Origin of the sequence: Halosimplex marinum (assembly GCF_051414075.1) — an archaeon.
Classification (GTDB): domain Archaea; phylum Halobacteriota; class Halobacteria; order Halobacteriales; family Haloarculaceae; genus Halosimplex; species Halosimplex marinum.
Genome location: NZ_JBLKNY010000003.1, coordinates 1,357,171 through 1,377,238, shown reverse-complemented (window position 1 = coordinate 1,377,238; position 20,068 = coordinate 1,357,171). Strand labels below are relative to the sequence as shown.

Below are 20,068 nucleotides of genomic sequence, written 5' to 3'. Positions count from 1 at the left end.
CGATCGAGCCGTTTCGCCCACCGTGACCGGCAAGAATGGACCACAGCGAAAGCTATTTACGAAAATCCTTAAGCCGACAGCCCCCGTTGACTCGGATATGTTCCCGAGGAGGGAGTTCTCGTGAGTACTCTACAGCGCGACCCGGAGGACCGGGTGCAGGTCCTCGACGAGGACGGGCAGGTACGGGAGGGAGCGACCGTCCCGGACCTGTCGGAGGAGCGGCTCGTCGAGATGTACCGGGAAATGAAACTCGCCAGGCACTTCGACGAGCGGGCGGTGAGCCTCCAGCGTCAGGGGCGGATGGGGACCTACCCGCCGATGTCGGGCCAGGAGGGGGCCCAGATCGGGAGCGCCCACGCGCTGGCCGAGGGCGACTGGCTGTTCCCGAGCTACCGCGAGCACGCCGCGATGGTCCACAGGGGGCTGTCGCTGAAGCAGACCCTGCTGTACTGGATGGGCCACGAGGAGGGCAACGTCCGCGACGAGGAGCACATCTTCTCGGTGGCGGTGCCCATCGCCACGCAGATCCCCCACGCGACGGGCGCGGCGTGGGCCGCGAAACTGCAGGACGAGGACACGGCCTTCCTCTGTTACTTCGGCGACGGTGCCACCTCGGAGGGCGACTTCCACGAGGGGCTCAACTTCGCCGGCGTGTTCGACGTGCCCGCGGTCTTCTTCTGCAACAACAACCAGTGGGCCATCTCCGTCCCGCGGGAGCGCCAGACCGCCAGCGAGACACTGGCGCAGAAGGCCGACGCCTACGGGTTCGAGGGCGTGCAGGTCGACGGGATGGACCCCCTCGCCGTGTACCAGGTGACGAAGGCCGCCGTCGAGAAGGCCAGGCACCCTAACCCAGACGAGTTGCGCCCCACGCTCATCGAGGCGGTGCAGTACCGCTTCGGCGCTCACACCACCGCCGATGACCCCTCGGTCTACCGCGACGACGAGGAGGTCGAGCAGTGGCGGGCGAAAGACCCCATCCCGCGGATGGAGACGTTTCTCCGCGAGCGGGGGATCCTCGACGACGAGCGCGTCGAGGCCATCCAGGGAGAGATCGAGGAGGAGGTGGCCGACGCCATCTCGGCGGCGGAGTCGGTCAAGCGGCCCGACCCCGAGGAGCTGTTCGCGCACGTCTACGAGGGGATGCCCGACCGGCTGGACGAACAGCTCGCGTACCTGCGGCGGCTGCGCGAACGACACGGCGACGAAGCGCTACTGGAGTGACCCATGAGCGAGACCACCGACACCCAGAGTGAGACCGAGACCGACGGCGACGCATCGAGCGGCGAGACGGAGAGCCTGACGCTGGTCCAGGCGGTCCGGGACGGGCTGGCGACGGAGATGGCCCGCGACGACCGCGTGCTCGTGATGGGCGAGGACGTGGCCGAGAACGGCGGCGTCTTCCGCGCCACCGAGGGCCTGCTCGACGAGTTCGGCGAGGACCGCGTGATCGACACGCCCCTCGCGGAGTCGGGCATCGTCGGCACTGCCATCGGCATGGCCGCCTACGGCCTGCGCCCGGTGCCCGAGATCCAGTTCATGGGGTTCATCTACCCCGCGTTCGACCAGATCGTCTCCCACGCGGCGCGCCTGCGGACCCGCTCGCGGGGGGAGTTCACCTGCCCGCTCGTGATCCGGGCGCCCTACGGCGGCGGCATCCGCGCGCCCGAGCACCACTCCGAGTCGAAGGAGGCCTTCTTCGTCCACGAACCCGGGCTGAAAGTCGTCATTCCGAGCACGCCCTACGACACGAAGGGACTGCTCGCCTCGGCCATCCGGGACCCCGACCCGGTGATCTTCCTCGAACCCAAGCTGATCTACCGGGCGTTCCGCGAGGACGTGCCCGCGGGCGACTACACCGTCCCGCTGGGCGAGGCTGCGGTCCGCCGGGAGGGGTCGGACATCTCCGTCTACACCTGGGGCGCGATGACTCGCCCGACGATGGAGGCCGCGGAGAACCTGGCCGGCGAGGTCGACGTCGAAGTGGTGGACCTGCGGACGCTCTCGCCGATGGACGAGGAGACCATCGTCGAGTCGTTCAAGAAGACCGGCCGCGCCGCGGTGGTCCACGAGGCGCCCAAGACGGGCGGGCTGGCCGGGGAGATCACCGCGACCATCCAGGAGGAGGCCCTGCTCTATCAGGAGGCGCCGATCGAGCGGATCACGGGCTTCGACGTGCCGTACCCGCTGTACGCCCTGGAGGACTACTACCTGCCCGAGCCCGAGCGCATCGAAGACGGCATACGGGATGCAGTCGACTTCTGAGCCATGGTCCGCGAGTTCAAGCTCCCCGACGTGGGAGAGGGCGTCGCCGAGGGCGAACTGCTGGAGTGGCACGTCGAAGTCGGTGACACGGTCACGGAGGACCAGGTCGTCGCCGAGGTCGAGACCGACAAGGCCGTCGTCGACGTGCCTGCGCCCGTCAACGGCACCGTCCGCGAGTTGCTCGCCGAACCCGGCGACGTGGTTCCCGTCGGCGAGGTCATCATCACCTTCGACGTGGAGGGGGAGGAACCGGCGGAGACAGCGGCCGAAGCGGACGACAGCGAATCGGCCGGCGAGGCGACTGACGCGGGGGCGACCGCCCCGGAGCCGTCGGATGAGACCGGGGGCGCAGCCGCCGAGACCGCGGAGTCGTCGGTCAACGGCAAGGGCGGCCGCGTCTTCGCCGCGCCGAGCGCCCGCCGGCTCGCCCGCGAACTCGGCGTGGACATCGCCGCCGTCGACGGCTCCGGCCCCGGCGGCCGGGTCACCGAGGCGGACGTGCGCACCGCGGCCGAGGGTGACGCGGGCAGCACCGGGGGGAGCGACTCCGCAGGGAGCGAGAGCGACGACGGCAAACAGCTCAAGTCCGCCGTCTCGCGGATCGACGACGGCGAGTCCGGCGACGGCAAGTCGAGCGTCGGCGACGGGCTGAAGTCGGCGGTCTCCCGCGTCGACGACGGCGAGAGCGGTGACGGAACCGGGAGCGACGAGGGGGGCGCGGCCGCCTCGGGTGCAACCGGGGCGACTTCCGTCGAGGCCGCGGGGCGCGAGCGGACGCTGGCCGCGCCGGCCACCCGGAAGGTCGCCGACGAGCTGGGCGTCGACATCGACGACGTGCCGACCGACGAGGTACGCGACGGGCAGCCGTTCGTCGACGAGGCCGCCGTCCGCGAGTACGCCGAAGCCCAGCGGGAGGCCCAGGAGGCCGACGCCGAAGCGCTCGCGAGCGCCGAGAACGCCGGCGAGACCGAGCCCGCGGCGGGCGCCGAACCGAGCGGAGCGGCCGAGAGCGACACCACCGGGGCGATCGAAGCGGCGGAGGGCGACCGCCGCGAGCCCTACAAGGGCGTCCGCAAGACCATCGGACAGGCGATGGAGCGCGCGAAGTTCACCGCGCCACACGTCACCCACCACGACAAGGTCGACGCCACCGCGCTCGTAGAGACGCGGGAGAAACTCAAGGAGCGCGCCGACGAGCGGGGCGTGAAGCTCACCTACGTCCCGTTCGTCATGAAGGCCGTCAGCGCCGCGCTGGACGAGCACCCGGTGCTCAACACCCAACTCGACGAGGACAACGAGGAGATCGTCTTCAGGGGCGACCGGAATATCGGCGTCGCGGCCGCCACCGACGCGGGGCTGATGGTCCCGGTCGTCGAGGACGTCGACGGGAAGGGCCTGCTGCAACTCGCCTCGGAGACGAACGAACTCGTCGCGAAGTGCCGCGAGCGGTCGATCAGCCGCGAGGAGATGCAGGGGGGGACGTTCACGATCACCAACTTCGGCGCCATCGGCGGCGAGTACGCCACACCGATCATCAACTACCCCGAGACCGCCATCCTCGGACTCGGCGCTATCGAGGAACGCCCGATGGCGGTCGACGGCGAAGTCGTCGCGCGGGACGTGCTGACGCTGTCGCTGTCGGTCGACCACCGGGTGATCGACGGCGCCGACGCCGCGCGGTTCGTCGAGACGCTCAAGGAGTACCTCGAAGACCCGACGCTGCTGTTGCTGGAGTAGGCGGACCGGAACAGCTTCGTTTTCCGATCCGCCCCGAGGTTCATAACGCTTGGCGCACAATCTCGTGGTGAGATGGCACAGGAGGGGTCTGCCCGGGTCGTCCGTGAACGCATGGACGAACCGCACGTCGAAGGGCATCGTATCTCGGTGCGGCATCTGCACGAGCAGGTCGAAGAACGGGGGCTGACGCCGCAGACGGTCGCCGACCGGCTCGGCCTCGACGTGGCCGACGTGTACCGGGCGCTGGCGTACTATCACGACCACTCCGACGAGATGTACGCCGTGGAGCAGCGTCGCCAGAACCGTGTGGAATCGTCGCGGGAACAGGGCGCAGTTACCGGCCCGGACGACCTGTAGATGGGGTTTCGCCTGCTCCTCGACGAGATGACGGAAGCCGGGCTCGCGGATTATACGCGGAGCAGGCGCAATCCCACGGCCTTCAGGCCGTGGATACGCGCCGTCAACTTGGGAGAGAATCCACGTTCGACGCCCCCTTGAGTTGCAGAATATCGGCGTTTAAGTGACGGGCCGCCGTACAGTGGTGTAGGAATCGGTCGGAACGGAGCGGATTCCGAACCGTCCTTCGGAGGCGGCCTGTCCGCCCACGAAACGAGGCAATGTCCGAAAGATCAGTCGGTGAACGTCACATCTTCGAGGGGTGTATCAACGTGCCGACTGCTCAAAGCACGCGACACGATACTCCCAACTCCGCTGACGCCTGCTGGCGTCCCCATGGCCAAAACAACACTGGGACGCCAAACACGGTTGAGGATAGGGGTAACGGTGGCTTGACACCGCCAGCAGTCCACCACATCGATGCCGTGGGACTACCGCGCCCGAAAGGTGTGGTAATCCGGTGACCGGACTGCAGACCTGAAACTCCCACCGCTCGGGATTCCTCCGCGTTTACGCGGAGGAGGATGTCAACTCGGCAAGATGGATCACGATGTCGTCCGAGTCGTCGACTGTCCGGAACTCGGCCCGGGGACCGCCGACGGCGAGATCGTCGCTTTCGCGGAACGCGATGACCGACTGCTCGTGACGTACGACGACGATCTCCTCACACAACACGAGACGCTGAACCGGATCGGCGTCCTCTTTCAAGAGAACGGGCGAACACCAGCCTTCGAAACGGCGAATATCGTCAACGAGATCTGGAAACACGTCGACCAGCGGGCGGTCGTCGAGCACGGCGAGGCGTACCACCTGACCGGGGACTGGGTCTGACCCGTCGCCACACCCGCCTCTTTTTACGCGGGCACTCCACCCTCCGACAATGGTCGTCGGAGACGTGACTACCGGAACTGACGTACTGGTCATCGGCGGGGGACCGGGCGGCTACGTCGCCGCCATCCGCGCCGGGCAGCTCGGCCTGGACGTGACCCTCGTCGAGAAGGACGCCTACGGCGGGACCTGCCTGAACTACGGCTGTATCCCCTCCAAGGCGATGATCTCCGCGACGGACATCGCCCACGACGCGGGCGACGCCGAGCACATGGGCATCTACGCCGACCCCGCCGTGGACCTGCAGGGCATGGTCGAGTGGAAAGACGGCGTCGTCGACCAGTTGACGGGGGGCGTCGAGAAGCTCTGCAAGGCCGCGGGCGTCAACCTCGTCTCCGGCCGCGCGGAGTTCGCCGGCGAGGACCGCGCCCGCATCGTCCACGGCGGCGAGGGCCAGGGCGCCGAGACCATCGAGTTCGAGCACGCGATCGTCGCCACGGGCTCGCGGCCCATCGAGGTCCCGGGCTTCGAGTTCGACGGCGAGCACGTCCTCTCCTCGCGAGAGGCGCTCGACCTCGATTCCGTCCCCGAGAGCATGGTCGTCATCGGCGCCGGCTACATCGGGATGGAGCTCTCGACGGTCTACCAGAAACTAGGGTGTGACGTGACCGTCGTCGAGATGCTGGACGACGCCCTCCCGGGCTACGAGGACGACGTGGCCCGCGTCGTCCGCGAGCGCGCCGAGGACCTGGGCGTCGACTTCCACTTCGGCCAGGCCGCCGATAGCTGGGAGGCGGCCGGCGACGGCATCACCGTCCGCACCGAGAACGAGGACGGCGAGATCGCGGAGTTCGGCGCCGAGAAGTGTCTGGTCGCCGTCGGTCGCCAGCCCGTCACGGACACCCTGAACCTGGACGCCGTGGGACTGGAACCGAACGAGGACGGGTTCCTCGAAACCGACCACGAGGCTCGCACGGACGTGGAACACGTCTTCGCTGTCGGTGACGTGGCCGGCGAGCCGATGCTCGCCCACAAAGCCAGCGCCGAGGGAGAGGTCGCCGCCGAGGTCGTCGCCGGCGAGCCCGCCGCGCTGGACCACCAGGCGATCCCCGCCGCCGTGTTCACCGACCCCGAGATCGGGACGGTGGGGATGACCGAGGCCGAGGCCGAGGAGGCCGGTTTCGACCCCGTCGTCGGGCAGTTCCCGCTCCGGGCGAACGGCCGCGCGCTCACGCTGGACGACGAGGAGGGGTTCGTCCGCGTCGTCGGCGACGGCGACAGCGGCTTCCTCCTCGGTGCCCAGGTCGTCGCCCCCGAGGCCTCCGAACTGATCGCGGAACTCGCACTCGCCGTCGAGATGGGCGCGCAACTGGCGGACGTGGCCGCCACGATCCACACCCACCCCACCCTCTCCGAGGCCGTCGGCGAGGCCTGCGCCAACGCGCTCGGCGAGGCGATCCACACGCTGAATCGGTGACTCGCGGCCAACCGATCTGTTTCTGCTGACGAGGTCTTCATTTTGGCGCGCGCTGTCGGGCGTGCCCGCCTCCTGGCGGGCCGCCCGAAATAGTCGTGCGAGGGATGAGAAGCGCAGCCTGCGAGCATCGCAAGAGGCTGGGGAGGCGTGAGGCCGTCTACGGTCGCGGTGCGGGGCGGTGCTGTCCTGGCGGACTGAAAGGGCGAGGCGCGCTCGCGTCCAGTTCAGTCGTCTGAGCGGGCACTATCCGCGCGGGCCGTGCGGAGAGCGCGGATATCCCGCTCAGCGACCGCGAGCGGGCCGAGGGCTTTCAGCGCTCACCGTCGGGTGCGGTCGAAGTAACCGCTAACGACCGGGACGAGTCGGCGGCCCGAACCACGTCGATCACTCCACTCACGTCGGAACCCGACACTAGCAACCCGACGGCACCGACGAACATGGCGAGGGGGTTCCCGGAGGCGAGCGCCCACGCGACGGGAACCACACCCAGAACCACGCCGGGGGCGACGAGCCCGGCCAGATAGGCCGACCGCCGGATCGGCCCGCCGGGCGACACCGCCACGCGAACCGGCTCGAACCCGCCGGGAAACGCCTCGAAGTCGACGGTCACGTCGCGCCGGGAACCGCCACCCAGCACTGCGTAGCCTGCCGCGTGGACCGCGCCGTGCGCCGCAACCACGCCGGCCATCACGAGAAACTGCACCCACTCGCCGCGCGGCCCCAGCAAGTCGGCGTAGCCGAGGTAGCTATCGAGGCCGTACAGTCCCACGTAGGCCGCGAACGCGGCCGTCGTCGCCGCCACGGGGACGGCGACCGCTCGCGCCGTCCCGACGGCGTCGTCGTCGCACTCGGGGTCGGGATCGGCGTACATACCGCCGACTTGCCCCCGCGACCACTTCAGCGGTCGGTCGGGTTCGCCCGACACCATCCGTCAGCAACCGCCGCCGTAGCCCCGCCGGCGCAGGTACGCCAGCAGCCCCAGTTGCCCGTACAGCAGGACCAGCGCGACCGGGACGAGCGCCAGCGCCGAGTAGAAGTCACCGAGCGGGAGCCACTCGGCGAACTCCGTCCCGACGACCACCGTGACCGCGCCGATGTACAGCAGCGGCGAGGCGGTCATCGACTTCGCCTCCCGGTACAGGCTCGCGAGCCCGCCCGAGTCGGACTCGATACCGTTCGTCCCCATACCGATCGCTCCGGCCGCCGGCCACTTGGGCGCTCGGCGAACGGATCTTCTATTCGGAATCTGTCATCAGTCGCGGACCGACACCCCGCCCGACTCGTCGACGGTGACGGCGAGGCGGTCGCCGTCGAGGGTGACCTCGACCGCGACGCGGAGCGGGTCGCGGTCGACCACCTCGACCGCCCCCTCGTCGGCGACGAAGGCGGGCTCCCAGACGTGGAGCGCGTCGAGCGGGCGGTCGTGGCGGCGGTAGAAGGCTTCCACGGCGGGGTCGACCAGCAGGCAGAAACCGACGGGGCCGACGAGGCGGCCGCCGCAGGTCTCACAGCGGACCCGCAGGCCGGGTGTGGGGTCGACCGGCTCGGCGTCGTCGCGCTCGTCGACGATCCGCGGCTCGACGGGGGCCGAGCACTTCGGGCAGACGCCGGCGAGGCCCCGCTCGATGGCCTGGCGGGCGAACAACTCGGCCAGCGAGACCACCTCCGGGAGCGTCGCGTCGGCGGCCGCGGCGGGCGGGAGCGTCCACCCGAACAGGGGGTGGTCGTTCTCGCAGGAGACGCCGCAGCGGCCGTCGCGGTAGACCGCGACCGCGTCGGCCCCGCACTCGGAGCACTCGCTGTCGATGGGGGCCGGCCCCAGCGTCCCGCCGTGGGTGTAGGTGCCCGCGAGGATGGCCGCGACCGTCTCCACGCCGGTGACGGTCAGGCGATACCCGTCGTCGGTCTTCCGGACGAAGTTGTCCCGGAGCTCGTTGAGGTGGTAGCGAAAGCGCCCGGAGTCGCGGACCCCGACGCGCTTGCGCAGAGCCGCGAACCCCACCGACTCGACCTCCCGGGCGCGGTGAGCGGTCGCGAGTTCGCGGAGGATGTCCACCCGAAGCGGGTCCGACAGCGCCGCGAACGCCTCCGCGGGGTCGACGCGCTGCTCGGCGACCGCCGCGGACTCGCTCGAATCGGCGGTCCCGTCAGATACGTCGTCCGCGGCGGTCCCGGCGGTGTCCGCAGGCTCGTCCGGTTCCTCGGTATCGCCGCTGTGCGTCCCCGTCACGGTCCCACCCGCCCGGTCGTGACCCGGCACATACGCCACCGTTCCGCGTCGACGGGCACAAATCCATCGGCCGACCGCGGTCGGTGCGGCTCCCCGCGGAACCGACGGACCGAGTCGTCCGACGACCGCTACAGCCCGGTCGTCCAGTCGGACAGATCGACGACCAGGTCCTCGGCAACGTTGTCGGCGAAGGCGTACTCCCGGGTCAGCGACGGCTCCGCCCCGGGCTGGAAGATGTGCGACAGGTCGGGGTAGCGCTCGAAGCGGGCCGCCTCGGCGTCGTCGAGCCCCTCGCGCCAGCCGGACAGCGCCGGGTCGGCCGGGATCTGGAAGTCCCGGCCGCCGTGCCCGAAGAAGAGGTCGGCGTCGACGGCGTTCGCGGTCGCGACCTGGTCGTACTCGTAGAAGGTCTTCCACCAGATCCCCGGCAGCGGACCGATGGGTCTGCCGTCGGCGACCGACCCGTTCTCGACGGCGGTCATCAGCCGTTTCACCGCCGCGAGCTGTTGCTCCTCGCGGGCGGAGAGCCCGCCCTGGACCGCGAAGATGTGTTTCACTTGCGGCGGGTAGACCTCGGTGAACGGGCGGGCGTTCCCGGCGAGGACGGCCGCCCCGGCGGCCCGCCCGTCGCGCTCGGCGATCCGGGGCGCGCAGGCCGCGCCGACGCTGTGGCCCGCGACGACCGTCCGGTCGGGGTCGACCTCGGGCTGGTCGCGGAGGACCTCCAGCGCGTGGACGGCGTCGTCGACGATGATGTCGTCGATGGCCCACTCGGCACGGGGTACGTCGCAGGCGTACGTCCGCTTGGCGTAGCGCAGGACTGCGACGCCGCGGGTGGCGAGCCCCTGAGCGAGGTCCCTGAAAGGTTTGTTCGGCCCGATCGTCTCGTCGCGGTCGTGCGGGCCGCTACCGTGGACGAGGACGACGCCCGGGACCGAACTTGAGCCCGTCGCGGTCGCCGTGGCGGTCCCGGTCCCGCCGTCCGTCGCGGTCGCCGTCCCGGACCCGCCGCCGCTCGCGTCGGCGGGGACCGCCAGCGTCGCCGGGAGCGAACACCCCCCGGGTTCGAGGGTCAGCGTCCGCTCGGTGAACGCCGCCGGGTCGACGTACTCCGGCGAGCGGTACTCGGCGGGAAACCACAGGCCGCCGACGCGGTCCTCGCCGTCGACCTCGATTTCGACCCGCGCCGAGCCCTCGGCGCAGTCGACGGGGACGACGAACGTCGCCGAGCCGTCCCGGGTCGCCGTCTCGACGCTCCCGGTCGACTCGACGGCGCCGTGCTGGGCCTGCAGGCCGATCCAGAGCCGTTCGAGCGTCGACCGCGGGAGGTTCTCGGCGAGTTCGTCGGTCCCCATGGCGTGAGCGGCGTCGAACTCGCCGGCCCGCAGGTGGGCGACGAACTCGCGAGCGGTCGACCGGCCGGCCGGCGTCGGGGTCGGCGACGCGGTGGCGGTCGCCGTGGCCGTCGCCGTCGGCGGGTCGGTCGGCGGCGCGGTCGTCGCCGCGGGCGTCGGGGAGGGCGTCGGACTCGGGGCCGGCGTGTCGCTGTCGGCCGGTGCGGGCGAACCGTCGGTTCCCTCGCCGGCCTGGTTACAGCCGGCGAGGCCGCCGGCGAGGGCGAGTCCGGCGACCGCCCGGAGGAGTCGTCTGCGCGAAGCGTCGGGGGAGCTGTCAGGGTCGGACTGCATCGTCACCCGGAGTGACGCCCGGCTGGCACTTCAGCGTGTGGCGAATCGGATTTCTGTAAGAGAGCCGACTTACCCGGGTGGACGCCGCGGACGGCCGGCCGCAGTCGAGCGGTCACGCCGCGTCGACGACGCAGCGAAAGCCGATGTTGCCCGTCGAGCTGTCGGGGTCGTTGCTCGACCGGGCGGCGAGCCGGTAGCGGTTGCACCACGACTCGTGACAGAGGTGCGACCCGCCGCGCATCACGCGCTCGTCGCCGTCGGCGGGGCCGGTCGGGTTCGCCGGGTCGTAGGCCGCCGTCGTGTGGTGGTCGGCGTCGAACCAGTCGCGACACCACTCCCAGACGTTGCCGCAGACGTTGTAGAGGCCCAGCCCGTTGGCCTCGAAGGCGTCGACCGGCGCGGTCGCGCGGTAGCCGTCTTCGGCCGTGTTGCGCTCGGGGAACTCCCCCTGCCAGACGTTACAGCGGTGCTCGCCGCCGGGTTCCAGCTCGTCGCCCCAGGGGAATCGGGTGCCTTCGCGGCCGCCGCGGGCGGCCCGCTCCCACTCGGCCTCGGTGGGGAGCCGTTTGCCCGCCCAGTCGGCGTAAGCCGCCGCGTCGCGGTGGGAGACGTGCGTGACCGGGTGGTCCAGCAGGTCGTCGGCGACGACGCTCGAACTCGGGCCGCGGGGGTGGAACCAGTCGGAGCCGGCGACGGCGACCCACCAGTCGGCGCCGGGGACGCGCTCGCGGACGTGTTCGCGGTCGGCCGCGGCCACGAAGTTCTCGAAGACGAACGACCAGCCGAACCGCTCGGCGTCGGTGGTGTGGTCGGTATCGCGGACGAACTCGAGGAACTCGGCGTTGGTGACGGCGTAGCGGTCGACGTAGTAGGCGTCGGTCGCCACCTCGCGGGCGGGCCCCTCGCCGTCCTCGGGGAAGCCGACATCCGAGTCGGTGCCCATCCGGAAGGTTCCCCGGTCGACGCGGACCATCCGGTCGGTCCGCGGGTCGTCGTCCGTGGCGGGTTCGGTGCGCCAGTCGTCGTCCGGCGAGTCGTCGGTCGACGAGTCGGTGGTCGATCCGGAGTTGTCCGCTCCGCGTCCGGGGCTGCAGCACGCGCGGTCGTCCTCGCTCACGCCCCCGCTTCGGGCGGCGCCGAGGAAACGGTTTGGGTGCGACGAGTTGTCGGATGGGCGTCGACGGCTGCGAGAGGTGAGACGGCAGCGAGAAAACTACCGCAAACAGCGTGAAAGCCCCGACGCGTTCGCCTCCCGCGGCTCGCTGTGCTCCTCGGCCTTCGGCCTGCGGTGTCTGAGGGCTACGGCCTCAGATTAGCGGGACCTCCGGTCCCGCGTCACTTGCGTCGCCGGGGTTCGGCGAACGCGTCGCCCCTTTCATTCCCACCCGCATAGACTGACCGACCGGCCGACGCGGGCGGGAATGAAAGGGGCCGCGTGCTCCGGGAAGCACGACGACGTAACACTGGAACGAGCGGAGCGAGTGAAGCGCGCAGCGAGGCGCGCGACCGGAGCACGCGGAGGCTTTCACGCTGTTCGCGGTTGCGGTCGGAGTTCCCGAGCTGTCGACGAGGATGCCGGATAGCGAACCCCCGTTTTGCGAGCGGATTCGTCCACACCCAGGCGTGGATTTAATTGCGCAGGGGGCATGGTGGCGGACATGGACATCCGGGACGCAGTCGAGGCGGACGCGGACCGGCTGGCGGAACTCACGGGGTCGCCCCAGGACGTGATGCGCAACCTCGTCCACGACCGGACCGTCCGCGTCGCCACCGACGAGGAGGCCATCCAGGGGTTCGTCAGCTACGACGCGCGCGAGGAGACGGTCCACGTCACGCAACTCGAAGGCACCGAGGACGTGCGCGACCGATTGCTCGAAGAACCGATCCGCTTCGCCGATTCGGAGGGGATGGCCGTCGAACTGCTCGTCCCGGAGGACGAGCGCGGGACGCGCGAATCGGCCGAGACGGCCGGCTTCGAGCGGACCGGCACCGGCCCGACCTTCGAGGGCCAGCCCACCGTCCGCTACCGGCTCGACCCCTCGTAGCTACGCGGCGTTGACAGCGCTATCGCCCTCCTTCGTCCAGCGTTTCTCCACCTCGCGGTTGGCGAGCACGACCGTGTCGCCGTCGTCGAGTTCGAAGCGGCTCTTGCGGAGTTCGATGCTGGCGACTGTCCCGGTCATCGACTGGGTCGTCACGCGGTCGCCGGGGTTGAAGTCGGGGTCCCGCAGGAGGTAGACGCCGGCGACGGCGTCCTCGATCATGCTCGACAGGGCGTAGGAGACACCGAGCGCGAGGAAGCCGGTCGCGGTGCCGAGACTCGCCGCGATGGCGCCCAGACCGACGATGTTCAGGAGGACGAGCGCGGCGCCGAACCAGCAGAAGACCCCGATGATCGTCGTCCACAGCTGGGCGATCAGGTCCTGCTCGCTGGGGTAGATACTGCGGAAGAATCGCCTGATTATCGACAGGACGACCTTGATCGCCACGTACGCGACCGAGACGAAGACGATCGCCATGACGAGCTTGGGGATCGCATCCGAGAGCGCGGCCCCGAGTTCGTTCACCGTCTCGGTCGCGAGGTCGACGACGAACCCGACTGGCGTCTGCATAGCGACCCCATTGGACCGACGGTCCAAGAGTGTCGGGGGCAGTTCGACCCGAAACGAGGGGGAAAGGCAGAGTGGAGTGGCGGCGGGGCTGTGCGGTTGCAGGGCGGTGGCTGTGCAGGGCGGTGGCTGTGCAGGGCGGTGGCTGTGCAGGGCGGTAGCTGTGCGGTCACGGTGGCGGTGCGGGGCAGTGCGATGGTACTGCGGGGCGGTAGGTCGAACGTCCGGCGCGGAGCGCCGGTTCACCGTCAGAGGCAAGATCTGACGAGCCTGCGGTCGTTCGCGGTGCTCACTCCCGCAGACGCCGGACGCGAACGAACGGAGTGAGCGAGTCGTCCGGTTTTTCACCCATGTTTTTGGACCGGGGGTTCCCCGCAGCGCGCCCCCGGCGCGCGAGGAAACCCCCGGTCGAAAAACATGGTCACAGGAACTCGCGGACCTCGGAGTACCACATGTCGTGGTGGTCCTCGGCGCCGACGGCGCGGGCGACGCGGACGGCGATGGCGTGCCAGCAGAGTTCCTCGGGGTCGTCGTCGTCGAGGTTGTACTCGGCGTCCTTGCAGTCACAGGAGTCGTCCTCGACGACGTACTCGTCGTCGTGGCCGACGACGACGGTGAAGTCGCGGTACTCCTTGACGCGCCGCTCGGAGACCGCGTCGATGGCGCGCGCGCCGCGCTCGCCGTGCAGATCGAGGATCCGGTCGACGGCCTCGGGGGTGAGTTCGCCCCGGTCGGCGAGCGCGGCCTCCCAGCGGTCGACCGCGTTCACGATACGTGGGGTTGGAGATACCCGAACTAAACAGGTTCGGTGCGACGAGGAACGCTGAGCGAAAATCGCACTACTGCGGCGCCGTGACCGCTCTCCCGCCCGTCGGCCACGCGTCGGACGTGCGGCAGACACCAGCGGCACGATGGCCGGCCAGCGGGGAGCCACCGACGAGGCGGCGGCCGGACACCCGGACCCTTAAACCCGAAGCCGCGATAAGAACGGCTCGATGAGCACGACCGGGCCGGTACCCGACCTGGCGGACCGCGCGGCCGCCTGCGCCGACAGACTGCTGGACAGCGACGAGGTGTTGCTGGCGTCGCACATCGACGCCGACGGGCTGACGAGCGCGGCCGTCGCGTCGACGGCGCTGGAGCGGGCCGGCCTGGACTTCGAGACGGTGTTCAAGAAACAGCTCGACGAGACGGAGATCGGGTCCATCGCCGCCCGCGAGTACGACACCGTGCTGTTCACCGACTTCGGGAGCGGACAGCTGGACGCCATCGCGGCCCACGAGCGGGTCGGTGACTTCGAACCGGTGATCGCCGACCACCACCAGCCCGCCGAGGCCGAGACCGAGTACCACCTCAACCCGCTGCTGGAGGGCATCGACGGGGCCTCCGAGCTGTCGGGCGCGGGCGCGGCGTACGTCCTCGCGCGGGCGCTCGCGGAGCGGGGCGACCAGCCCGCGGACAACCGCGACCTGGCGGGGCTGGCGGTCGTCGGCGCCGTCGGCGACATGCAGGCGGTGGGCGGCGAACTCGTCGGCGCCAACCGCGGCATCGTCGAGGAGGGCGTCGCGGCGGGGGTCCTCGCGGAGGGGACGGACCTCTCGCTGTACGGCAAGCAGACCCGACCGCTCCCGAAGCTGTTCGAGTACGCGACCGAGGTGCAGATCCCGGGCATCTCCGGGGACGAGGCGGGCGCCGTCCGCTTTCTCGAAGACCTCGACGTTGACCTGAAGGAGGCGGGCGAGTGGCGCACGTGGGTCGACCTGACCGACGAGGAACGACAGACGGTCGCGAGCGCGCTGGTGCAACACGCCGTCCAGCGCGGCGTCCCGGCGAAGAAGATCAACACGCTCGTCGGGACGACCTACGAACTGGTCGACGAGCCGCAGGGGACGGAGCTGCGGGACGCAAGCGAGTTCTCGACGCTGCTGAACGCCACCGCCCGCTACGAACGCGCGGACGTGGGGCTCGGCGTCTGTCTGGGCAACCGCGAGGGCGCCCTGGACCGCGCGCAGACGCTCCTCTCGAACCACCGTCGTAACCTCTCGGAGGGGCTGGAGTACGTCCGCCGGGAGGGGGTCACCCACGAGGACAACCTCCAGTGGTTCGACGCCGGGGAGGCCATCCGCGAGACCATCGTCGGCATCGTCGCCGGGATGGCGCTGGGGACCGACGGCGTCGCCGCGGACAAACCGATCGTCGCGTTCGCCCGGAAGAACGACGAGGAGACGAAGGTCTCCGCGCGCGGGACGGGGACGCTCGTCCGCGAGGGGCTGGACCTGTCGGCGGTGATGGGCGAGGCCGCCCGCTCGGTCGGCGGCGACGGCGGCGGCCACGACATCGCCGCCGGCGCGACCGTCCCCGCGGGGAAAGAGGGGGAGTTCGTCGACGCCGCCGACGACATCGTCGCCGACCAGACCGGCTGAGCGCGCCGAACTGTCGCCGGTCTCGCTGCTCAATCACGGCGAGTCGTTCGGACTCTACTCGGAGGCGGGCGGCGAGTTCGGACCCGACGGCGCGTCGTCCCCCTCGCTTGCGGGGTCGGACGACGGGAGCTCGGTGGCGGCGCGCTCCGAACAGTCACCGGCGGTCTCGGGGTCTGCGAGCCACGGGACGACAATTCGCCCGAAATCGAACATCACGACGAAGATGAGCGGTCCGAGGAAGATGCCGTACCAGCCGAACAGAAGCGGTCCCAGGGTGTACGCCAGCATCACGGCGCCGATGTGTAGCGTCCGCCCGCTGACGTACGGTCGGAGCAACTGGTCCGGGACGTAGTCGACGACGACGAACGAGACGACGAGGAACGTGACCGGGAACCAGACCGCCTCGGGCGCCAACAGGCCAGCCCGAGCGAGGAGGTAGAGACCGACCGGCCAGGTCACGAGTTTGATCCCGATCACCGGGACGAGGCTCGCCGCCCCGACGAGCAGGCCCACGAGGGCGGGTTCCGGGATCCGCACCGGTCCCGGTGCGACCGCGTCGAGGAGGAGGTAGGTTCCGACGGCCAGGAAGCCGGTCAGGAGGGCGTTCAGGATGTTTCCGAAGAACACGTTCTTCAGGTCGCGGTCGACGGCGACGAGGTACCGCTCGATCACCCCGCCGGGGGCCGCGAACGTCCGCCGAGCCCAGTCGGCAAGACGAGAGTCGTCTCTGAGCAAGTAGAAGGCGACGACGAGCGCGACGAACGCGTGCAGACCGACGGCGAACAGGTCGCCGACGATGCCGCTGAATCCCTCGATCGTCTCGCCGAGTACCGGGCCGAGTTCCAGGTCCGCGAGCCGCGCGGGGTCGTCGAGCACCCCCCGGAACGCAGTCGTGATATCGGCGGCGACGGGAGTCAGGTCGGCGTACGGTTCGAGCGCGGCGGCGATCTGGGTGCCGAGATCTCCCGAAACGACGTCCGTGAGCGCGGCGGCCGCGACGGAGAGCGTCCAGCCGGCGAGGACCAGCACCGGGAACGCGACCGTCACGAGCGCCACGCCGACGGCGACGGTCCGCGAGGCGACTCGTTCGTCTATCCGCTCGAGTACCGGCCGGGTGACGTAATACGCGAACACGCCCACCACGACGGTGCCGACGAAGCGCCACGCCACGTAGGCGAGCGCGGCCGTGAGCGCCAGCGCGGCGATCCAGAGCGCCCACCGCGTCCGGCCACCCTCGAACTGGCGCACCGTCGTCGGGAGCCTGTCGCCGACTGCGGTCGAGTCGCTCCCTGCCGGTGGTTCCGCGTCCGTTTCGCCCGTTCGATCGGTGGCGTCGTCGGACATTGAGTGGTGACAGACTGTTCGATCGCTCCGTCACCAGTGGCCCGACCCATCTCGCGGGAGACCGCTCGAACTGTATTTCACGGTCATTACCGTGTCCCCCACTCAGTTGCTCCCGGGCTCGCCACCGGGAGCCCCTCCGCCAGTCGCGCTCGGAGACCGGCGACCGAGATAGCCCACGAGGACCAGCATGATCCCCGTCGATAGGAGGTGGATACCGGTCAGGAGTCCGAGCGCCCACACCGCGGTGCTCGGGAAGCCCACCCAGAGCAACCCGGCGAGGAGGAGTGAAACGACCCCGCTCCCGGTCATCCATCCCCACCGGGGGTCGGGCCGCATGCGTAGGCCGCCGACGACCTCAACGACCCCCTCCACCGCGAAGTAGGCGATGAGGAGGATCGTCAGCGTCGCCAGGCCGACGACGGGATTGGCTATCAGCGACGCGCCCGCGGCGGCGTAGACCAGCGCGAGCGCGACCTGCCACGCCGTCCCCGCGAGCCCCTCGCTCCTGAACGCGAGGACGGCGTGCGAGATCGCGCCGACGACGAGCAGTCCGCCGAGGAGAAGCGATACCCCGATCCCGGTGGCGAACGGCGCGAGGACCGCGAGCCCTCCCAGGACGGAGATCAGGACCCCGACACCGACGAGGTATCGCCAGCTTCGTTCGTTCGATTGCAGTACGGTCGAGGACGCCCCAGGGGTGTCAGTACTCATCGTCTCTCGTCCGTCCTGTTGTCTCTCTCGGACGTTAACCGTATTCGTGATACTGTGTCTGCATGATCTGGCGATTGTATCCAGTCTCGGTGTGCCTGCTGGCGCCCGATTTGTCGGTTGAATGTCCGTACCGAAGCAATATCTAGCTTACCCGAGATAAACGACGGGCAGATCACAGTAAACTATCGACGAATCGTCAATTACAGTTATGAAGCGCGGACCGAGGGATCCGATCGATGGACCACGGATATCGACACGGTCACCGCCCGGAGACCGCGCGTGAGGGGATCGCGGGCGAGGGAGGCATCGCGTGAGTCGACCGGACGCGGCGACGTGGTTCCTGAGCAGCGGCCGAGTGAACGCGGCCCTCGCGTGGGGGTTCACTGCGCTGCTCGCGCTCGCGGCGGTCCAGAGGCTGCTGTCCGGTCGTCTCGTCGGCGCCGTCGTCGCCGCCACGGCGGTGGGACTGTCGACGCTTCCGGTCGCGCTCGGGAGGTCGCGACTGCGGACCGTCCCGTGGCCGGTGCTGGCACTCGCGACGCTCCCGTTCGTCGTCGGCTCGGTCGAACCGACGGTTTACGGGCTCGTCGTCGAGGGAGCGGGCGTGGCCGCGCTCGGGATGCTCGCGGTCGTCGCGCTCCAGTTGACCACCACGGTCAGAACGACCCCGCGGTTCGCGGTCGCCTTCGTCTTCCTCGTGACGCTGGCCGCCACCGGCGTCTGGACGGTCCTCTCGGCGGCGGCTGCAACCTATTTCGGGGGCGAGTTCGTCGAGACGAACGCCGAACTGATGCGCGTGTTCACCGCCGCGACAGTAGGCGGCGTCCTCGGCGGTCTCGTGTTCCGCTGGTACTTCCGTCGGCAGCTCCGCGAGGAGGGGTCGGTCGGGACGGAGGAGGTGACCGCGGAGTGAGCGTCGCCGATCGCATCGGCCTGACTACCGCACACGAGGCGACACTCGTTCGGGCCCTTCAGGGGGGCATGTTCGGAGTCTTGGGGGTCGGGATCTGGACCGGCGACCTCGGGATCGCGGTCAACGCGGGGGTCGGACTCCTCGCCACGTTCCTCCCGGCCGTCCTCGACCGTGATCTGGACGTCACGATGGACGCCGGACTCGTGCTCTGGATCGCCGTCGCGATGTTCCTGCACGCGTTCGGGACGCTCCCGCTACCCGGTCTGGGGTTCTCGACGCTGTACAGCGAGACGTGGTGGTGGGACCACGTGACACACACGCTGTCGGCGTCACTGGTCGCCGGCGTCGCTTACACCGCCGCTCGCGCGGTCGACGACCGTTCCGAGGCGATCCACTTCCCGCCCCAGTTCCTCTTCGCGTACCTCCTCGTATTCGTCGTGGCCTTCGGCGTGCTGTGGGAACTGCTAGAGTTCTACATCACCGTCGTCTCCGGGCTCATCGGCGACGAGACGATCCTGACGCAGTACGGACTCGACGACACCGTACTCGACATCGTCTACGACACGCTCGGCGGAGTACTCGTCGCCGCGTTCGGCGCCGCCCACCTGAACGGTCTCTCCGACCAGCTCGTCGCCCGGTTCGAGGAGCGGCAAACCGGACGCTGACCCGATACCGTCCCGATATGTATGTTTTGTCTATGTTATCCAGAAGTAACGAGAGATTTCGTCTGCCGGTCGCGGCTCGATCGGCGATCGCGTGGAGACCGGACATCTCGGAATCTACGGGTCGGTTACTCGGGTTTGACGCCGAATTACTACGGACGACGGTGCCAACAGCAGTGATATGAGTTCACTGGTGGTACTGGCGTTCGACGAGACGGACGGCGCCGAGCAGATGCGCGACAAACTGTACGACTTCCAGAAGCGAGAGCTGATACGACTCGAGGACGCCGCGGTCGTCGTCCGCAACGAATCGGGTCGCGCGAAGGTCAAGCAGGCGCACAGCCTCGTCGGCGCGGGCGCGCTCGGCGGCGCGTTCTGGGGGATGCTCGTCGGCCTCCTCTTCCTCGCCCCGTGGCTCGGCCTGGTAGCGGGCGCGGCGGGCGGCGCGATATCGGGCAAGCTCGGCGATATCGGGATCGACGACTCGTTTATCGAGGATGTGAGCGACGCCATCCAGCCCGGCGAGTCGGCCCTCTTCTTGCTCGTTCGCGACGCGCAACTGGAGCGGATCGCCTCGGAAACCGACGAGGCCTTCGAGATACTCGAAACGAACCTCTCCCCCGACGACGAGACCCGGCTTCGGGACACCTTCGCGGCCGAAGAGATCGCGGGATAGGTCGCGGGAACCGCTCGCCGAGTCGATCGCTCCACCGTTCGCTTCGGGTCCATCGACGTAGAGATGTCCAGTGAGAGGGCGACAGCGTCCCGAACCGGGAGGGTACTGC

20 protein-coding genes are annotated in these 20,068 nt (G+C 69.7%); 11 read left to right on the top strand and 9 right to left on the bottom strand.

Annotated features, from left to right (window positions below; all coding sequences use genetic code 11):
• The first annotated feature begins 120 nt into the window (after positions 1-120).
• The 6 genes from pdhA (at position 121) to lpdA (ending at position 6,703) form a co-directional block, all read left to right on the top strand.
• Entirely contained in the window at positions 121-1,224 is a 1,104-nt protein-coding gene (gene pdhA, locus ACMGFI_RS07905) for a pyruvate dehydrogenase (acetyl-transferring) E1 component subunit alpha (RefSeq protein ID WP_436908712.1), read from the top strand.
• Between the two features lie 3 nt (positions 1,225-1,227).
• On the top strand, positions 1,228-2,265 hold the full coding sequence (locus ACMGFI_RS07900; RefSeq protein ID WP_436908710.1) for an alpha-ketoacid dehydrogenase subunit beta: 1,038 nt from the start codon (positions 1,228-1,230) through the stop codon (positions 2,263-2,265).
• Between the two features lie 3 nt (positions 2,266-2,268).
• On the top strand, positions 2,269-4,002 hold the full coding sequence (locus ACMGFI_RS07895) for a dihydrolipoamide acetyltransferase family protein (protein ID WP_436908709.1): 1,734 nt from the start codon (positions 2,269-2,271) through the stop codon (positions 4,000-4,002).
• A gap of 72 nt (positions 4,003-4,074) precedes the next feature.
• Entirely contained in the window at positions 4,075-4,359 is a 285-nt protein-coding gene (locus tag ACMGFI_RS07890; RefSeq protein ID WP_436908707.1) for a DUF433 domain-containing protein, read from the top strand.
• Between the two features lie 579 nt (positions 4,360-4,938).
• A complete protein-coding gene (locus ACMGFI_RS07885) occupies positions 4,939-5,229 on the top strand; it encodes a DUF5615 family PIN-like protein (RefSeq protein ID WP_436908705.1) in 291 nt (96 codons plus the stop codon).
• A 49-nt stretch (positions 5,230-5,278) separates the two neighbouring features.
• Complete coding sequence (gene lpdA, locus ACMGFI_RS07880) at positions 5,279-6,703, top strand: dihydrolipoyl dehydrogenase (protein ID WP_436908703.1); 1,425 nt, start codon at positions 5,279-5,281, stop codon at positions 6,701-6,703.
• A gap of 310 nt (positions 6,704-7,013) precedes the next feature.
• On the opposite strand, the gene ACMGFI_RS07875 is transcribed toward lpdA, so the two are convergent.
• From ACMGFI_RS07875 to ACMGFI_RS07855, 5 genes are all read right to left on the bottom strand, one after another.
• Positions 7,014-7,574: a metalloprotease family protein gene (locus tag ACMGFI_RS07875; RefSeq protein WP_436908701.1), complete on the bottom strand. Its 561-nt coding sequence runs from the start codon at positions 7,572-7,574 to the stop codon at positions 7,014-7,016.
• Between the two features lie 60 nt (positions 7,575-7,634).
• Entirely contained in the window at positions 7,635-7,889 is a 255-nt protein-coding gene (locus tag ACMGFI_RS07870; protein WP_436908699.1) for a hypothetical protein, read from the bottom strand.
• Between the two features lie 66 nt (positions 7,890-7,955).
• Positions 7,956-8,933 carry an ArsR/SmtB family transcription factor gene (locus ACMGFI_RS07865; RefSeq protein ID WP_436908697.1) on the bottom strand — a complete coding sequence of 326 codons (978 nt, stop codon included), beginning with the start codon at positions 8,931-8,933 and terminating at the stop codon, positions 7,956-7,958.
• 128 nt (positions 8,934-9,061) lie between these two features.
• Positions 9,062-10,621 (bottom strand): alpha/beta hydrolase, encoded by a 1,560-nt coding sequence (locus tag ACMGFI_RS07860; RefSeq protein ID WP_436908695.1) that lies wholly within the window; start codon positions 10,619-10,621, stop codon positions 9,062-9,064.
• Between the two features lie 112 nt (positions 10,622-10,733).
• Positions 10,734-11,738, bottom strand: coding sequence for a formylglycine-generating enzyme family protein (locus tag ACMGFI_RS07855; protein WP_436908693.1), 1,005 nt, complete (start codon positions 11,736-11,738; stop codon positions 10,734-10,736).
• A gap of 541 nt (positions 11,739-12,279) precedes the next feature.
• Between ACMGFI_RS07855 and ACMGFI_RS07850 the strand changes: the two genes are divergently transcribed.
• Positions 12,280-12,666: a hypothetical protein gene (locus ACMGFI_RS07850; RefSeq protein ID WP_436908691.1), complete on the top strand. Its 387-nt coding sequence runs from the start codon at positions 12,280-12,282 to the stop codon at positions 12,664-12,666.
• Here ACMGFI_RS07850 and ACMGFI_RS07845 read toward each other — a convergent pair whose 3' ends face one another.
• A complete protein-coding gene (locus tag ACMGFI_RS07845; protein ID WP_436908690.1) occupies positions 12,667-13,233 on the bottom strand; it encodes a mechanosensitive ion channel domain-containing protein in 567 nt (188 codons plus the stop codon). It abuts the gene before it with no gap.
• A 418-nt stretch (positions 13,234-13,651) separates the two neighbouring features.
• Positions 13,652-13,999: a hypothetical protein gene (locus ACMGFI_RS07840; protein ID WP_436908688.1), complete on the bottom strand. Its 348-nt coding sequence runs from the start codon at positions 13,997-13,999 to the stop codon at positions 13,652-13,654.
• Positions 14,000-14,225: 226 nt separating this feature from the next.
• Between ACMGFI_RS07840 and recJ the strand changes: the two genes are divergently transcribed.
• Complete coding sequence (recJ, locus tag ACMGFI_RS07835) at positions 14,226-15,653, top strand: RecJ family nuclease (RefSeq protein ID WP_436908687.1); 1,428 nt, start codon at positions 14,226-14,228, stop codon at positions 15,651-15,653.
• 54 nt (positions 15,654-15,707) lie between these two features.
• On the opposite strand, the gene ACMGFI_RS07830 is transcribed toward recJ, so the two are convergent.
• Entirely contained in the window at positions 15,708-16,997 is a 1,290-nt protein-coding gene (locus ACMGFI_RS07830; protein ID WP_436908686.1) for an AI-2E family transporter, read from the bottom strand.
• 102 nt (positions 16,998-17,099) lie between these two features.
• A complete protein-coding gene (locus ACMGFI_RS07825; RefSeq protein WP_436908684.1) occupies positions 17,100-17,708 on the bottom strand; it encodes an HdeD family acid-resistance protein in 609 nt (202 codons plus the stop codon).
• Between the two features lie 310 nt (positions 17,709-18,018).
• Between ACMGFI_RS07825 and ACMGFI_RS07820 the strand changes: the two genes are divergently transcribed.
• From ACMGFI_RS07820 to ACMGFI_RS07810, 3 genes are all read left to right on the top strand, one after another.
• Entirely contained in the window at positions 18,019-18,621 is a 603-nt protein-coding gene (locus tag ACMGFI_RS07820) for a hypothetical protein (RefSeq protein WP_436908682.1), read from the top strand.
• Positions 18,622-18,689: 68 nt separating this feature from the next.
• Positions 18,690-19,286 carry a DUF2238 domain-containing protein gene (locus tag ACMGFI_RS07815; RefSeq protein ID WP_436908680.1) on the top strand — a complete coding sequence of 199 codons (597 nt, stop codon included), beginning with the start codon at positions 18,690-18,692 and terminating at the stop codon, positions 19,284-19,286.
• 178 nt (positions 19,287-19,464) lie between these two features.
• Positions 19,465-19,959 (top strand): DUF1269 domain-containing protein, encoded by a 495-nt coding sequence (locus tag ACMGFI_RS07810; RefSeq protein ID WP_436908678.1) that lies wholly within the window; start codon positions 19,465-19,467, stop codon positions 19,957-19,959.
• Positions 19,960-20,068 lie beyond the last annotated feature (109 nt).

Bases quoted from the DNA above. Each gene is read 5' to 3' on its own strand.
- ACMGFI_RS07890 (WP_436908707.1), top strand. From the start codon at position 4,075: ATGGCACAGGAGGGGTCTGCCCGGGTCGTCCGTGAACGCATGGACGAA.
- ACMGFI_RS07860 (WP_436908695.1), bottom strand. From the start codon at position 10,621: ATGCAGTCCGACCCTGACAGCTCCCCCGACGCTTCGCGCAGACGACTC.
- ACMGFI_RS07810 (WP_436908678.1), top strand. From the start codon at position 19,465: ATGAGTTCACTGGTGGTACTGGCGTTCGACGAGACGGACGGCGCCGAG.
- lpdA (WP_436908703.1), top strand. From the start codon at position 5,279: ATGGTCGTCGGAGACGTGACTACCGGAACTGACGTACTGGTCATCGGC.
- ACMGFI_RS07895 (WP_436908709.1), top strand. From the start codon at position 2,269: ATGGTCCGCGAGTTCAAGCTCCCCGACGTGGGAGAGGGCGTCGCCGAG.
- ACMGFI_RS07900 (WP_436908710.1), top strand. From the start codon at position 1,228: ATGAGCGAGACCACCGACACCCAGAGTGAGACCGAGACCGACGGCGAC.
- ACMGFI_RS07825 (WP_436908684.1), bottom strand. From the start codon at position 17,708: ATGAGTACTGACACCCCTGGGGCGTCCTCGACCGTACTGCAATCGAAC.
- ACMGFI_RS07885 (WP_436908705.1), top strand. From the start codon at position 4,939: ATGGATCACGATGTCGTCCGAGTCGTCGACTGTCCGGAACTCGGCCCG.
- ACMGFI_RS07830 (WP_436908686.1), bottom strand. From the start codon at position 16,997: ATGTCCGACGACGCCACCGATCGAACGGGCGAAACGGACGCGGAACCA.
- ACMGFI_RS07875 (WP_436908701.1), bottom strand. From the start codon at position 7,574: ATGTACGCCGATCCCGACCCCGAGTGCGACGACGACGCCGTCGGGACG.
- ACMGFI_RS07845 (WP_436908690.1), bottom strand. From the start codon at position 13,233: ATGCAGACGCCAGTCGGGTTCGTCGTCGACCTCGCGACCGAGACGGTG.
- ACMGFI_RS07870 (WP_436908699.1), bottom strand. From the start codon at position 7,889: ATGGGGACGAACGGTATCGAGTCCGACTCGGGCGGGCTCGCGAGCCTG.
- recJ (WP_436908687.1), top strand. From the start codon at position 14,226: ATGAGCACGACCGGGCCGGTACCCGACCTGGCGGACCGCGCGGCCGCC.
- ACMGFI_RS07815 (WP_436908680.1), top strand. From the start codon at position 18,690: ATGTTCGGAGTCTTGGGGGTCGGGATCTGGACCGGCGACCTCGGGATC.
- ACMGFI_RS07850 (WP_436908691.1), top strand. From the start codon at position 12,280: ATGGACATCCGGGACGCAGTCGAGGCGGACGCGGACCGGCTGGCGGAA.